This is a genomic window from Pseudoroseomonas ludipueritiae (assembly GCF_014490445.1).
GTDB classification, from domain to species: domain Bacteria; phylum Pseudomonadota; class Alphaproteobacteria; order Acetobacterales; family Acetobacteraceae; genus Pseudoroseomonas; species Pseudoroseomonas ludipueritiae.
The window spans coordinates 1-12,831 of sequence record NZ_JACTUZ010000124.1 but is presented as its reverse complement, the minus strand read 5'-3'; the positions used below and the strand labels follow the sequence as shown (position 1 = coordinate 12,831).

Sequence of the window (12,831 nt, the reverse complement as noted above, 5' to 3'; positions counted from 1 at the left end):
GCCTTCGCCGAGCGCGGGCCGGCACAGGCCGCTGCCCGGAAGGCCGCCGCGCGGGGTGGCAGGGTGGAGGTGGAGCGCGTGCGCGTGAAGGGCAGCTTGTTCTGGCGCGCCCGCGTCACCGGCATCTCGCCCGCCGCCGCGCGCGCCACCTGCAGCGCCACGCGTGGCCCCTGCATGGTGCTCTCCCCCGGCGCGCAGTAAGCGCCAAGGCGGATCGCGCACCGGTGCGATCCGCTGTATCCTCGCCCCACGGACATTCATGACGTGAGGCGCAATCGGTGACGCAGCTTCCCTATGACCGCGTTCTGCGCGGCAACCTCGTCCTGCCGGACCGGGTGGTGCAGGACGGCTACATCGCCGTGCGGGGCGAGACCATCGCGGCGATCGGGGAAGGCGCGCTGCCCCCCGCCAATGCCGTGCACGACTTCAGCGGCCATACGCTGCTGCCCGGCCTGGTCGATGGCCACATGCACACCAGCAGCGCGATCGGCTGGGCCGGCATCGAGGGCGCGACGCGCTCCGCCGCCGCCGGTGGTGTCACCACCTGCGTGGACATGCCCTATGACGTGCCGCGCGCCGTCACCAATGCCGGCATCTTCGCGGAGAAGGTGGAGGTGGTGAACAGCACCGCGCATGTGGACGTGGCGCTCTACGGCACCATCACCAAGCAGGGCGGCGTCGATGCCATCGCCGGGCTGGCGGAGGCCGGGGCCTGCTCCTTCAAGCTCTCCACCTATGAATATGACGCGGTGCGCTTTCCGCGCATCGACCATCCCACCATGGTCGCGGCCTTCCGTGAGATCGCCAAGACGGGCCTGATGGTGGCGCTGCACAACGAGGACCAGGAGCTGGTGGAGCGCCTGACCGCAGAGGCCAAGGCCTCCGGCCGCGTCGATCCCATCATGCATGCCCGCACCCGCCCGCCGCTGGCCGAGACCATGGCGGACCTGGAGATCTTCGAGATCGGGATGGAGACGGGCGCGCATGTGCATATCGCGCATTCCTCCGTCGCCCGTGGCTTCGACATCGCCGAGAGCTTCCGTGCCCAGGGCGGCCGCTCCACCGGCGAGGCCTGCCTGCAGTATCTCTGCATGACGGAGGAGGACCTCGTCCGCCTCAAGGGCTTCGGCAAATGCAACCCGCCCTTCCGCACCGCCGAGGAAGTGGAGCGCATGTGGGCGGCGCTGGTGGCCGGCAAGGTGGCCTATGTCTCCACCGACCATGCGCCCTGGCCGCGCGAGAAGAAGCTGGGCGACGATATCTTCGCCTGCGGCGCCGGCCTGACCGGCATGCAGTCCTTCGCGCCCGTCTTTTATTCGCTGCTGGTGGAGCGCGGCCTGCCGCTGACGCTGATGGCGAAGTACGGGGCCGAGCGGACAGCGAAGTTCCATGGCCTCTACCCCAAGAAGGGCGCGCTGCGCGTCGGCTCCGATGCCGATGTGCTGGTGATGCAGGAAGGTGACTTCACCTTCGACGAGGCCATCATCCAGGACCGCGAGGAGACCCGCTGGTCGCCCTATCATGGCCGCCCGGTGAAGGCGCGCGTTGCCGCCACCTTCCTGCGTGGGCAGCAGCTCTGGGACGGCGAGGCCGTGCTGGCCGCGCCTGGCACCGGCCGTTTCGTGCCACGCCAGCACCGCGACAGCTACCTGGGCACCGACTGAGCCTGCGGCGATGCGCCTGTTCCTGGTCCTGTCCTCCATTCTGGTGGCGCTGGCGCTCTGGGTCTGGGCCACCGGACCCGGCACCACCCTGCCGCTGGCGGTGGGGGGCTGGATCTTCTGCGCCGTGGTCGGGCGCATCGCCTATGTTCTGCTGAAGCCGAAAATCGAGGATCAGAACGACGTGCCGCCACCGCCGGAGGCGCCGCCCTCGACGGTGATCCACCCCCGCCGCAATGGCGGCCGTCGTCGCCGCTCTTAAAGAAGGACCACAGCCATGTTCGAGATCCGCGAGGAAGGCGACGCCTTTTCCGTCTGGGTCGCAGGGCGCGAGCGCATCGCGCTGCTGCGCACGCAGGAAGCCGCCGAGGCGCTGATGGATGCGCTGGAGGATGCCTGGGACGAGGCCTTCATGCATGCCGTGGCCGAAACCCAGATCGAGCACGGGGAAGACTTCATCGACCCCATGCCCCCTGCCGCCAGCCACTGACCGGAACCCGCTTCCGGGCATGGCGCGGGCGATAGGCGCGCCCGCCCTGCCTGGCGCTGACCATCCGCCCGGGCCGGAGGCCTGGGCAGAATAACGCCTCAGAACACCATCCTGCCTGTCTTGTGGGCAGGGCCGGCACTGCCGGCGCTCCTGCGGCCCGTGGCGGCGGATTGCCATTGGGCCGCTGATGGACGCATCCTCGTCGCATGCGGTGGCCGGCCGCCTCCGCACAGGTCTTCTGCCAGGAGTCAACGACGCGATGTCCCGTCTGCTCACCCTTGCCGCCGCGCAACTCGGCCCGATCCAGAAAGCGGAGGGGCGCGATGTCGTCGTCGGCCGCATGGTACGGCTGATGGAGCGCGCCCATCAGCGTGGCGCCGAGGTGGTGGTCTTCCCCGAACTGGCGCTCACCACCTTCTTCCCGCGCTGGTACGAGGAAGACATCAACAACGCCGACCATTGGTACGAGCAGGCCCTGCCTTCCAACGAGACGGCGCCGCTCTTCGAGGCCGCGCGCAAGTTCAACATCGGCTTCCACCTCGGCTATGCCGAGATCGCGCATGAGGCGGACGAGACCGGCGTGGTGCGCAAGCGGCACTTCAACACCGCCGTCTATGTGCATCCCTCGGGCGAGGTGGTGCTGAAGTACCGCAAGATCCATCTGCCCGGGCACAAGGAATTCGACCCGAAGCGCCGCGTGCAGCACCTGGAGAAGCGCTATTTCGAGGTGGGCAACCTCGGCTTCCCCGTGGTGCGGGCGCCGATCGGCAAGGCCGGACCGGTGAATATCGGCATGATGATCTGCAATGACCGCCGCTGGCCGGAAGCCTGGCGCGTCATGGGGTTGCAGCAGGTCGAGCTGGTGATGCTGGGCTACAACACACCCTCCCTGAACCAGGATGCGCGCGGGTTCGAGGCGCATCACCTGCGCGTGGCGCATAGCCATCTCTCGATCCAGGCCGGCTGCTACCAGAATGCCTGCTTCGCCGCCGGCGTCGCCAAGGCGGGCACCGAGGATGGCAATGAGCTGTTTGGCCATTCCATCATCGTCAATCCGCAAGGCGAGATCGTCGCCCAGGCCACCACCTGGGACGACGAGCTGATCGTGGCCGACCTCAACCTCGATCAATGCACGCTGGGCCGCACCACCATCTTCAATTTCGCGGCCCATCGCCGCGTCGAGGCCTATGCCCGTATCGTCGAGCAGACCGGCAGCACACCGCCGGCGGAATGGCAGCCGGCGGCCAAGGCGGCCGAGTAAGGCGCACCCGGCGGGCGATTTTACGCCCGCCGGCCCTTGTCACGGCGCTGTCACGGCAGGAGCATCGCGGCCCCACCTCCGCGGAGCCTGCCTGATGCCGTCCGAAACCGACACCCGCGTCGCCGCCATCGCCGCCGAAGCCACGGAATGGCGGCGCGATATCCACGCGCATCCCGAGCTCGCCTTCCAGGAACACCGCACCAGCGACCTCGTCGCCGGCAAGCTGGAGTCCTGGGGCATCGAGGTGACGCGCGGCATCGCTGGCACCGGGCTGGTCGGCACGCTGCACGGGCGGAAGGCGGGCAGCGGCAACCAGCGCCGCGCCATTGGCCTGCGCGCCGACATGGACGCGCTGCCGATGGAGGAGTTCACCGGCCTGCCTTATGCCAGCAAGGTGCCGGGGCGCATGCATGCCTGCGGCCATGACGGCCACACCTCCATGCTGCTCGGCGCCGCCAAGTACCTGGCGGAGACCAAGAATTTCGACGGCACCGTGCATTTCATCTTCCAGCCGGCCGAGGAGGATGGGGGCGGCGGCAAGGTGATGGTGGATGAAGGCCTCTTCACCCGCTTCCCCTGCGACCTGGTCTTTGGCATCCATAATGACTCCCGCACGGAGGCCGGCACCTTCACCATCGCGCGCGGCTCGGTCTGCGCCTCGGCGGATGCCATCGCCATCCGCGTGCTGGGCAAGGGCGGCCATGCCGCGCGGCCGCAGATGGCGCTCGACCCGGTGCTGGGGGCCGCGCATATCATCGTGGCGGCGCAGAGCGTCGTCAGCCGCCGGACCGATCCGCTGGATTCCGCCGTCATCTCCCTCTGCACGATCCATGGCGGCACCGCGCGCAACGTGATCCCGGAGGAAGTGACCATCACCGGCACCATCCGCACCCTGCTGCCGGAAACGCGGGATGCGGTGGAGAAGCAGTTGAAGGCCACCATCGAGGCCACCGCCGCCGCGCAGGGGCTGCGGGTCGAGATCACCTACAGCCGTGGCTATCCGCCCGTGGTGAACAGCGATTCCGCCGTGGAGGCCGCCCGCCGCGCCGCCGCCGCCATCGGTGGCGAGGGCCGGCTGGTGCGGGAGAGCGCGCCGAGCATGGGGGCCGAGGATTTCTCCTACATGGCCAATGCGGTGCCGGGCTGCTTCATCCGCCTCGGCCAGGTGGACCCGACGAAGGAGAACTTCGCCGGCCACCATCCGCGCTACGACTTCAACGACGCCATCCTGCCCACCGGCATCGCCTTCTGGGCCAGCCTGGTGGAGCAGGAACTGACGGCAGAAGCCTAGGCCAGCGCCAGTAGCGCCTGCGCGGCGGCGGCCTGGCAGGGCTCGATCACCGGCACGCCGGCGGCATCCTCCACCGCCGCCCGGTGGCCGGCCATGCCGGCGCAGCCGAGGATGACCGCCTCGCTGCCCGCCGCCACCAGGGCCTTCGCCGTGTCGCAAAGCGCGGCGCGGGCGGCGGTGGGGTCGGTCAGCGTCTCCATGGGCAGGTTCAGCGCGATGCTGGCGGCCAGCCGCGCCTCCACCCCCATGGCCTGCAGCACGCGGCGCTGCCGGGCCTTGGAGGCCTCCACGAAGGCGATCACCCCGAACCGCTCCGCCCGCGCGAGCGCACTGGCTACCGCCGCGCGGAAGGGACCCAGGACGGGCCGGTCCGTCACGGTGCGAATGGCATCGATGCCGGGGTCGGAGACGCAGGCGATGATATAGGCCTCGGCCTTCTCGCGCTCCACCATCTGGCACAGCGGCTCCGCCACGCCGAACCAGTCGCGCCAGGTGGTGATGGCGGGCGGGCCGCCGGGCAGCGAAACCACCTCGAAAGGCGGCCGCCCGGGGGCGGCGAAGGATTTCAGGGACTCCGCGATGCCAGCGGTGCAGCTTTGCGACGAGTTCGGGTTGATGACGAGGATGCGGCTTGCCATCTGCTTATCGTCCCCGGCAGCGGGTGCCACCGCAACCCTTGATCCGTGCGGCCGTCATGGGCGATATTGCACCGCACAAACAGAAGGCCCTGGTCAGGTAGATACGGGGTCCCTCGAAACGCCTTCCAGGAACACAGCATGTCCGGCACGCCCTTGCGCCGCTGGCAGCCCGACCGTTCTGCGGCCGAGCCGCCCGCCGACCAGCCCAGCTTCCTCACCATGATCGGTCGGGGCGCCCGCAACCGCTGCCCGGTCTGTGGCGAGGGCCATGTCTTCCGGGGCTTCCTGACGCTGGCGCCGGCCTGCGAGCATTGCGGCACGGATTTCTCCGAGCTGCGGGCCGATGACGCGCCGCCCTATATCGTCATCTTCCTGGTCGGCCATATCCTGGTGCCGCTGATCTTCGTGGTGGAAAAGGTCTGGCTGCCGCCGATGTGGCTGCACATGGTGGTCTGGCTGCCGCTTTTCGCGCTGGTCTCCACCCTGGCGCTGCGGCCGGTGAAGGGCGCGGTGATCGGCTGGATGCTGCGGCTGGGCCCGACCGGTGACCATCACGGCGTGCTGCCGGCCAGCACGGCGCGGGCCGATGACTGAGGCCGGGGCGGTGGCAGCCACTACCCAGCGGCTGGCGCGGATCGAGCTGCCGGACAATGCCCCCCTGCCCAGCCCCTATGCCGAGGCCGACCGCACCCAGGCGGTGGCCGACCTGCTGGCGGCCAACCGCTTCGACCCGGAAGGCCTGCCGCGCGGTCCCTATGGCCTGCATCTCTGCGTGCGGGAGGGCCGGCTGGTCTTCGACATCCGTGATGCCTCGGACGCGCCGCTGCACGCCCTGGTGCTGGCCCTCGGCCCCTTCCGGCGGCTGATCAAGGACTACCACATGGTGGTCAGCAGCCATGAGCAGGCGGTGACGGACGGCGCCAGCGACAGCACCATCCAGACCATCGACATGGGCCGGCGCGGGCTGCACAACGAAGGGGCGGAGCTGCTGGTCAAGCGCCTTTCCGGCCGCGTGCGGCTGGATTTCGAGACGGCCCGCCGCCTCTTCACCCTGGTCTGCGCCCTGCACCAGCGGATCTAGCCCCGCATCCCTCACCCGTCCGCATCGCATGACGGTGCGGCGGAAAACACCTTATATGCGGGCTTCTCTTCTCGCCCCGCCCGCTTGCGCGGTTTTTCCGGACGGAGCCTGCCCCCGCATGAATATCGACGGTGTTCCCCATCGCAGCGTCTGGGTGGACGCGGAGGACGGCTGGTCCGTCCACATCTTCGACCAGACCCGCCTCCCCTGGGCGGTCGAGATCCTGCGGCTGACGGATGAGGCGCAGGTGGCGCATGCCATCAAGTCCATGCAGGTGCGCGGCGCGCCGCTGATCGGCGCGGTGGCCGCCTATGGCCTGGCGCTGGCGCTGCGGCGGGATGCCTCTGATGCCGCGTTGGAAGCCGTCGCGGCCATGCTGGGCGAGACGCGCCCCACCGCCATCAACCTGCGCTGGGCCCTGGCCCGGATGCTGGAGGCGCTGCGCCCGGTGGCCCCCGCCGCGCGCGTGGCGGCCGCCTATGCCGCGGCCGATGCCATCGCCGAGGACGATGTGGAGACCTGCCGCGCCATCGGCCAGCACGGTCTGCCGCTGATTCAGGCGATCGCCGCCCGCAAGCCGGGCAAGCCGGTCAATATCCTGACCCATTGCAACACCGGCTGGATCGCGACCGTCGATTACGGCACGGCGTTGTCCGTCATCTACCAGGCGCATGACGCGGGCATCCCAGTGCATGTCTGGGTGGACGAGACCCGCCCGCGCAACCAGGGCTCCAACCTGACGGCCTGGGAACTGGGTAAGCATGGCGTGCCGCATACCGTGATCGCCGACAATGCCGGCGGCCACCTGATGCAGCATGGCGAGGTGGATATCGTGCTGGTGGGCACCGACCGCGTGACGCGCAACGGCGATGTGGCCAACAAGATCGGCACCTATCTGAAGGCCCTGGCCGCCCATGACAACAAGGTGCCCTTCTGGGTTGCCCTGCCGCATTCCACGCTGGACATGAGCGTGCGCGACGGGCTGCGGGAGATCCCGATCGAGGAGCGCGCGGCGGAGGAAGTGCTGACCGTCACCGGCCGTACGGAAGCGGGCGAGGTGGTGACCGTGCGCACCGCCGCCCCTGGCAGCCCAGGCGCCAACCCGGCCTTCGACGTGACGCCGGCCCGGCTGGTGACCGGCCTGATCACCGAGCGCGGCCGCTGCGAGGCTTCCGAGGCCGGGCTGCTGCGCCTCTACCCCGAATTCGCGGCCCAGCCCGAGTTCGCGGAAGCGGCCAACTGACGAAAGTGGGGTGACGCCGCCGCGGCGGCGTTGCACGCTTCTTGCTGGCAAGGGCGGCCACATCCGGCCGCCGGTGCCGCGCCAGGGGTTGTTCCCCCGGCGCGGCGCGGGCCACCAGGGAGCCTTTCGGACCATGCGTTTCACTGCCCTCGCCTGCCTGCTCGCCGCGCCGCTGGCCTTTGGCCTGCTGCCCGCCACCGCTTCCGCCCAGCAGCCGCTGCGCACCGCCGTGGATGGCACCTTCGCCCCCCACGCCTTTCCCAAGCTCGACGGCGGTGTGCAGGGCTTCAACGTGGACCTCTTCACCGAGGTCGCGAAGCGCATGGGCCGCCCCATCACCATCGACAGCGCCTCCTTCTCCGGCCTGGTGCCGGCGCTGAACGCGGGCCGCTACGACTTCCTGGCCGCGCCGGTGACGGTGACGCAGGAACGCGCGGAGAACCTGCTCTTCGCCGAGGGCTATCTCTACACCGCCTTCCAGTTCGGCATCCGCAAGGGCTCGGCGCCGATTACCGGAATGGAGGAACTGCGCGGCAAGGCCATCGCGGTGAACAAGGGCTCCGCCTACGATGCCTGGGCGCAGCAGAACGCAGGCAAGTATGGCTTCACGGTGCAGACCTATGACAGCCAGCCGGATGCCGTGCAGGCGGTGGTGGCCGGCCGCGCCTATGCCACGCTGGGCGGCAATACCGTGGTCCGCTACGCCGCCACGCGCACGCCGCAACTGGTGCCCGACTTCGTCATCAAGGAAACCCGCGCGCATTGGGCCGCGCCCTTCCGCAAGGACAACGCGGCCCTGCGTGACGAGGTTGAGAACGTGCTGGAATGCCTGAAGAAGGATGGCACCGTGGCGAAGCTGTCCGAGAAGTGGTTCGGCGTGAAGCCGGCGGCGGATGATGCCGAGAACACCATCTTCCCCGGCTATGGCGTGCCCGGCATGCCCGGCTACGACGACAAGCCGCACGAGCCGCGCTGCGGCTGAGGAACCTGCCGCCCTGGCTGGCGTTGTTCTCCGCAGCATGAACGGAGGACGACATGCCCCAGGGCGACAAGTCCGCATATACCGACAAGCAGAAGCGCAAGGCTGAGCATATCGAGGAAAGCTACGAATCCCGTGGCGTTCCCGAAGCGGAAGCCGAGCGCCGCGCCTGGGCCACCGTCAACAAGGATGACGGCGGCGGCAAGAAGAGCGGTTCCGGCAAGGGCCATGCCTCCAGCCACCCGGCGGCGCACAAGGGCGGCAAGAAGGGCGGCGAGGCTTCCGCCCATCGCTCAGCGGCGGCGCGTTCCGCCAGTGCCAAGAAGGCGGCGGCCACGCGCAAGGCCAATGCGGCGCACCATTAGCTGAGGGCCAGCCGCATGGCGCAGCGGTGGGCGGGATCGTGGCCATGCGCCGCTTCCCGCGCCAGCCGCCCCCGCAGCGCCGGGGTCAGCGCGCTGGTGTCCAGCACCTGGAAGCCGGCGCTGGCATAGAAGGGCGCGTTCCAGGGCAGGTCGTGGTCGGTGGTCAGCGAGACGCCGGCCATTCCCTCCTCCCGCGCCCGCCGCACCGCCTGGCCGAGCAGCGCCCGGCCGAAGCCGTGGCGCTGGTAGCTCTGCGCCACCGAGAGTTCCTCGATAAAGAGGTCGCCATCCAGCGCATCGGCCAGCAGGAAGCCGATGACACCGCCCTCGGCATGCCAGGCGACCCAGAGATGGCCGCGCGCGGCGGCCTCCTCCAGCATCGACGGGGCCAGGGTGGGGCCATCGGCCGCCCAGTCCATTCGCGTGCCGCGAAACAGCGCGGCGGCCGAGCGTTCGACCGCCGCGAGATGCGGCAGGTCGTCCGGCAAGGCCTGGCGGATCAAGGCAAGCTCAGCGCTGGCGCCAGGGAAGACCCTCTGCCTTCCAGCCGGCAACATTGCCGCGGTGCCCTTCGGCATCCGGCGGCCCCTCAAAGCCATTCAGGATATTGAAGGAATTCTGGAAGCCGGCCGCCTGCGCCGCCTGCCCCGCCGCCACGCTGCGGACGCCGGACCGGCACAGGAAATACAGCTTGCTGTCCGGCGTCGCACCCGCCTTGCGCAGGTAATCGGTGAAGGCGCCGTTCACCTGCATGGTGGGGTAGACCTGCCAGGGGATCAGCACCGGCTGCTTGCCGGCCTCGCCCAGGTCGGCGAGGCCGACGAAGTTCCACTCGGCATCCGTCCGCACATCCACCAGCACGGCGTCGGGGTCGGTGCGCAGCGCCTCATAGGCCGCGCGGGGAGTGACATCTTCGACGCTCATGGCTTTCTCCGGTTACTTCGCTGGCTGCTGAGTGTGGGGATGGCGAGGCGCTTCGTCCATCCACGCCCGAGCCGTCTTGCGCTGCAACAAAGACAGGTGCAAGCCTGCGCCGGAGAAGCCTGCGGAGCCCCGGCCATTTCTTCTTCTTTTCCATCGCGCGGGCTGGGGCGGGTGCCGGTGCTGGCCGCCGCCTCCTTTGCCACCTCCACCCAGTCCTTTGTTTATGCGGGCCTGCTGAACGAGCTTTCGCACGACCTCTCCGTCCCGCTCTCCCAGGCCGGGCAGCTCGGCACCGCCTTCGCGCTGCCCTATGGGCTGGCGGCCATTCCGCTGGCCTCGCTCTTCGCCCGCGTGCCGCGCCGGGGGCTGATGGTCGTGGCGCTGGTGATCATGGCCCTGCTGAACCTGGGCATGATGCTGGCGCCGAACTTTGCCGCGCTGCTGGGGCTGCGGGTGCTCTGCGGCGTGGCGGCGGCGGTGGTCGTGCCTTCCGCCAGCGCCGTGGCGGCCATGCTGGCGCCGCCGGAAAAGCGCGCCCGCGCCCTGGCGCTGGTGATCGGCGGCACCACGGCGGCCTTTCTGCTGGGCATCCCGCTGGGCTCCGTGGCCGGCGCCACCTTCGGCTGGCAGGGCGCCTTCGGCATGGCGGCGCTGCTCTGCGGCATCAGCGCCGCCGCCATCCGGCTGATCCTGCCGGAGGTGCCGGGAGAGGGCCGGGGCGGCGGCGGGCTTTCCGCCGTGCTGCGGCCTGGCGTGCCGCCCACGGCTGGGCTGGTCTATGCCTGCTTCGCCGCCTCCTTCTGCACCTCCGCCTATATCGGCCCGGCGGTGAACGCGGTCAGCGGCCTTTCGGGCGGCGCGGTGGGCATCATGCAGGCCGTGGCGGGGCTGGCCTCCATCCTCGGCCTGCCCATCGGCACCCGGCTGTACGAGCGGCAGGGCATCGGCGCGGTCAGGCTGATGCCGCTGGTCATCATCGCCGCGCAGCTCTTGCAGGTGGCGCTGCTGGAAGGCTTTTTGCGTGGCAGCCTCCTGGCCATCCCGGCGCAGGCGCTGGCGCTGCTGGCTTCCTCCACCGCCATCTTCGCCATGATGCCCATGATACAGGCGCGGCTGGTGGCGCTGGCGCCGGATGCGCGCAGCGTGGTGATGGCGGCCAATGCTTCCGGCATCTATCTCGGCCAGGCCAGCGGGGCGGCTCTGGGCGGCCTCGCCATCGCGCTCGGCGGGCTGCCGGGCATGAGCATCGCGGGGGCGCTGATGGCCTGCACCGGGCTGGGGCTGGCCATTCTGGTGGCGCGTGGCGCACACTCGCCCCGCATCTCTGGGGACAGGTAGCATGGCCTTCGTGGTGGCGGTGGCGCAGCGCAAAGGCGGCGCGGGCAAATCGACCCTGGCGGCGACGCTCGCCACCACCTTCGCGGCATCCGGCCAGCGCGTGGCGCTGCTGGATACCGATCCGCAGAAATCCCTGGCCCGCTGGTGGCAGGAACGCGCCAGTGCCGGCGCCCGCGCCAGGCCCATCACCTTCGAGGACCCTTCCGGCTGGCGCCTGACCGGCATGGTGGACCGCATGGCCCGGACGCATGACGTGGTGGTGCTGGACACGCCACCGCATGCGGAAACCGATGCCCGTGTCGCCATCCGCGCGGCCGGGCTGGTGGTGGTGCCCTTGCAGCCCTCCCCCGCCGATCTCTGGGCCATGGAGGGCACGCTGGCCCTGGTGGCGGAGGAACGTCGCCGCGCCGTGCTCGTGCTCAACCGCGTCCCCGGCTCCGGCAAGCTGCGGGAGGAGATCGCGCGCGAATTGCTGCAACGGGAGCTGCCGCTGCTGGAGCCCGGCCTCGGCAACCGCACCGCCTTCGCCACCGCCTTCGCGAAGGGGCTGGGCGTGGTGGAAAGCGCCCCGCGCGGCACCGCGGCCGAGGAAGCCCGCGCCGTCGCCACCGCCGTGCTGGCCTTGAAGGAGTAAGACCCAGTTGGATTTCGAACTGATCGAGGATCGCCAGGGACCGGAAGCCAGGGCGATCGGGGAGAACCTCACCGCGCATCGCATCGGGGCGCTGGGCTTCGAGCCTGTCAGCCAGCCCATCTGCCTCGTCCACCGCGCGCCGGATGGCCGGCTGCTGGCCGGGCTGGTGGGAGAGGTGATGCTGGAATGGCTGTATGTCGAGAAGTTCTGGGTGGATGACAGCCTGCGCGGCCAGGGCATCGGCACCCGCATGCTGGCGGCAGCGGAGGACGCCGCGAAGGCGCGCGGCGCGGTGGGCGTGACGCTCAATACCAGCAGCTTCCAGGCTCCGGCATTCTACCGGCGGCACGGCTATGCCGAGTTGGGGCGCCTCGAAGGCCGCCCGGCGGGCCATCAGCGCTTCTGGTTCGGCAAGCGCTTCGACGGCAAGGACCCGCGCACCGGCTGAAGTTTGCGGGCAGGCAGCGGAGTGCCGGCATGCCCGGCACCCGGCACCCTCGGCGGACTCCATCCGAGGACCCTGCCCGTGCCACCCCTGCCCCCTGCCTTCCGGCGCCTGAGCCACTCCAATCTCGCCGCGCAGTTTTCCGAGCAGATCGCGCTGGCTGCGGCGCCGCTGGCCGCCGTGCTGCTGCTGGGCGCCGGCCCCGCCGAGGCGGGCCTGTTGCAGGCGGCGCAGACCCTGCCTTTCCTGCTGCTCTCCCTGCCCGCCGGCGTGATGGCTGACCGTTCCTCCCGCCGCCGGCTGATGGCGGGGGCGGAGGCGCTGCGCGCGGCTTCCCTGCTGGCGCTGCTGGCGCTGCTGCTGGCGGGCTGGCTGACGCTGCCGGCCCTGGCGCTGCTCGGCGCCATCGGGGCCACCGGCACCGTGGCCTATAGCGTGGCGGCGCCGGCGCTGCTGCCTTCCCTGGTGGCGCGGGACCAAC

Annotated in this window: 18 protein-coding genes; 15 read left to right on the top strand and 3 right to left on the bottom strand. The window is 70.2% G+C overall.

Annotation, left to right across the window (positions count from 1 at the left end):
• From IBL25_RS27630 to IBL25_RS19690, 6 genes are all read left to right on the top strand, one after another.
• A partial coding sequence (locus tag IBL25_RS27630) for an SPOR domain-containing protein (protein ID WP_187780221.1) occupies positions 1-201 on the top strand: 201 nt, incomplete at its 5' end.
• A 77-nt stretch (positions 202-278) separates the two neighbouring features.
• Positions 279-1,664 (top strand): dihydroorotase, encoded by a 1,386-nt coding sequence (locus IBL25_RS19710; RefSeq protein ID WP_187780220.1) that lies wholly within the window; start codon positions 279-281, stop codon positions 1,662-1,664.
• A gap of 10 nt (positions 1,665-1,674) precedes the next feature.
• Positions 1,675-1,923, top strand: coding sequence for a hypothetical protein (locus IBL25_RS19705; RefSeq protein WP_187780219.1), 249 nt, complete (start codon positions 1,675-1,677; stop codon positions 1,921-1,923).
• A 15-nt stretch (positions 1,924-1,938) separates the two neighbouring features.
• The gene (locus tag IBL25_RS19700; protein WP_187780218.1) at positions 1,939-2,151 is read left to right on the top strand and encodes a hypothetical protein; all 213 of its coding nucleotides are present in this window, start codon (positions 1,939-1,941) and stop codon (positions 2,149-2,151) included.
• A 259-nt stretch (positions 2,152-2,410) separates the two neighbouring features.
• Complete coding sequence (locus tag IBL25_RS19695) at positions 2,411-3,412, top strand: N-carbamoyl-D-amino-acid hydrolase (RefSeq protein ID WP_187780217.1); 1,002 nt, start codon at positions 2,411-2,413, stop codon at positions 3,410-3,412.
• Between the two features lie 94 nt (positions 3,413-3,506).
• The gene (locus IBL25_RS19690; protein WP_187780216.1) at positions 3,507-4,703 is read left to right on the top strand and encodes a M20 aminoacylase family protein; all 1,197 of its coding nucleotides are present in this window, start codon (positions 3,507-3,509) and stop codon (positions 4,701-4,703) included.
• Here IBL25_RS19690 and IBL25_RS19685 read toward each other — a convergent pair.
• A complete protein-coding gene (locus tag IBL25_RS19685) occupies positions 4,700-5,341 on the bottom strand; it encodes an aspartate/glutamate racemase family protein (RefSeq protein ID WP_187780215.1) in 642 nt (213 codons plus the stop codon). The genes IBL25_RS19690 and IBL25_RS19685 overlap by 4 nt on opposite strands.
• Positions 5,342-5,479: 138 nt before the next feature.
• Here IBL25_RS19685 and IBL25_RS19680 point away from each other — a divergent pair, with 138 nt between their 5' ends.
• The 5 genes from IBL25_RS19680 to IBL25_RS19660 all read left to right on the top strand — a co-directional run bounded on the left by IBL25_RS19680 (position 5,480) and on the right by IBL25_RS19660 (position 9,009).
• Positions 5,480-5,935 (top strand): DUF983 domain-containing protein, encoded by a 456-nt coding sequence (locus tag IBL25_RS19680; RefSeq protein ID WP_187780214.1) that lies wholly within the window; start codon positions 5,480-5,482, stop codon positions 5,933-5,935.
• The gene (locus IBL25_RS19675) at positions 5,928-6,422 is read left to right on the top strand and encodes a UPF0262 family protein (RefSeq protein ID WP_187780213.1); all 495 of its coding nucleotides are present in this window, start codon (positions 5,928-5,930) and stop codon (positions 6,420-6,422) included. Before IBL25_RS19680 ends, IBL25_RS19675 begins: the two co-directional genes overlap by 8 nt.
• Before the next feature lie 118 nt (positions 6,423-6,540).
• Positions 6,541-7,665, top strand: a complete 1,125-nt coding sequence (gene mtnA, locus IBL25_RS19670; protein WP_187780212.1) for an S-methyl-5-thioribose-1-phosphate isomerase — start codon at positions 6,541-6,543, stop codon at positions 7,663-7,665.
• A 133-nt stretch (positions 7,666-7,798) separates the two neighbouring features.
• Positions 7,799-8,647, top strand: coding sequence for a transporter substrate-binding domain-containing protein (locus tag IBL25_RS19665; protein ID WP_187780211.1), 849 nt, complete (start codon positions 7,799-7,801; stop codon positions 8,645-8,647).
• Positions 8,648-8,700: 53 nt separating this feature from the next.
• Positions 8,701-9,009 (top strand): plasmid stabilization protein, encoded by a 309-nt coding sequence (locus IBL25_RS19660; protein ID WP_187780210.1) that lies wholly within the window; start codon positions 8,701-8,703, stop codon positions 9,007-9,009.
• On the opposite strand, the gene IBL25_RS19655 is transcribed toward IBL25_RS19660, so the two are convergent.
• On the bottom strand, positions 9,006-9,512 hold the full coding sequence (locus IBL25_RS19655) for a GNAT family N-acetyltransferase (protein ID WP_187780209.1): 507 nt from the start codon (positions 9,510-9,512) through the stop codon (positions 9,006-9,008). The genes IBL25_RS19660 and IBL25_RS19655 overlap by 4 nt on opposite strands.
• Before the next feature lie 7 nt (positions 9,513-9,519).
• Positions 9,520-9,933: a rhodanese-like domain-containing protein gene (locus IBL25_RS19650; protein WP_187780208.1), complete on the bottom strand. Its 414-nt coding sequence runs from the start codon at positions 9,931-9,933 to the stop codon at positions 9,520-9,522.
• A 171-nt stretch (positions 9,934-10,104) separates the two neighbouring features.
• Here IBL25_RS19650 and IBL25_RS19645 point away from each other — a divergent pair, with 171 nt between their 5' ends.
• The 4 genes from IBL25_RS19645 to IBL25_RS19630 form a co-directional block, all read left to right on the top strand.
• Positions 10,105-11,271, top strand: a complete 1,167-nt coding sequence (locus IBL25_RS19645; protein ID WP_367615646.1) for an MFS transporter — start codon at positions 10,105-10,107, stop codon at positions 11,269-11,271.
• A 1-nt stretch (position 11,272) separates the two neighbouring features.
• Entirely contained in the window at positions 11,273-11,905 is a 633-nt protein-coding gene (gene parA / locus IBL25_RS19640; protein ID WP_187780207.1) for a ParA family partition ATPase, read from the top strand.
• Positions 11,906-11,912: 7 nt separating this feature from the next.
• A complete protein-coding gene (locus IBL25_RS19635) occupies positions 11,913-12,353 on the top strand; it encodes a GNAT family N-acetyltransferase (RefSeq protein WP_187780206.1) in 441 nt (146 codons plus the stop codon).
• Positions 12,354-12,431: 78 nt separating this feature from the next.
• On the top strand, positions 12,432-12,831 hold a 400-nt coding region (locus tag IBL25_RS19630), incomplete at its 3' end, for an MFS transporter (protein ID WP_187780205.1).

What these genes read in the sequence shown, in the direction of transcription:
- parA (WP_187780207.1), top strand. Translation starts at nt 11,273, where the DNA reads ATGGCCTTCGTGGTGGCGGTGGCGCAGCGCAAAGGCGGCGCGGGCAAA.
- IBL25_RS19675 (WP_187780213.1), top strand. Translation starts at nt 5,928, where the DNA reads ATGACTGAGGCCGGGGCGGTGGCAGCCACTACCCAGCGGCTGGCGCGG.
- IBL25_RS19695 (WP_187780217.1), top strand. Translation starts at nt 2,411, where the DNA reads ATGTCCCGTCTGCTCACCCTTGCCGCCGCGCAACTCGGCCCGATCCAG.
- IBL25_RS19700 (WP_187780218.1), top strand. Translation starts at nt 1,939, where the DNA reads ATGTTCGAGATCCGCGAGGAAGGCGACGCCTTTTCCGTCTGGGTCGCA.
- mtnA (WP_187780212.1), top strand. Translation starts at nt 6,541, where the DNA reads ATGAATATCGACGGTGTTCCCCATCGCAGCGTCTGGGTGGACGCGGAG.
- IBL25_RS19680 (WP_187780214.1), top strand. Translation starts at nt 5,480, where the DNA reads ATGTCCGGCACGCCCTTGCGCCGCTGGCAGCCCGACCGTTCTGCGGCC.
- IBL25_RS19650 (WP_187780208.1), bottom strand. Translation starts at nt 9,933, where the DNA reads ATGAGCGTCGAAGATGTCACTCCCCGCGCGGCCTATGAGGCGCTGCGC.
- IBL25_RS19660 (WP_187780210.1), top strand. Translation starts at nt 8,701, where the DNA reads ATGCCCCAGGGCGACAAGTCCGCATATACCGACAAGCAGAAGCGCAAG.
- IBL25_RS19705 (WP_187780219.1), top strand. Translation starts at nt 1,675, where the DNA reads ATGCGCCTGTTCCTGGTCCTGTCCTCCATTCTGGTGGCGCTGGCGCTC.
- IBL25_RS19690 (WP_187780216.1), top strand. Translation starts at nt 3,507, where the DNA reads ATGCCGTCCGAAACCGACACCCGCGTCGCCGCCATCGCCGCCGAAGCC.
- IBL25_RS19665 (WP_187780211.1), top strand. Translation starts at nt 7,799, where the DNA reads ATGCGTTTCACTGCCCTCGCCTGCCTGCTCGCCGCGCCGCTGGCCTTT.
- IBL25_RS19685 (WP_187780215.1), bottom strand. Translation starts at nt 5,341, where the DNA reads ATGGCAAGCCGCATCCTCGTCATCAACCCGAACTCGTCGCAAAGCTGC.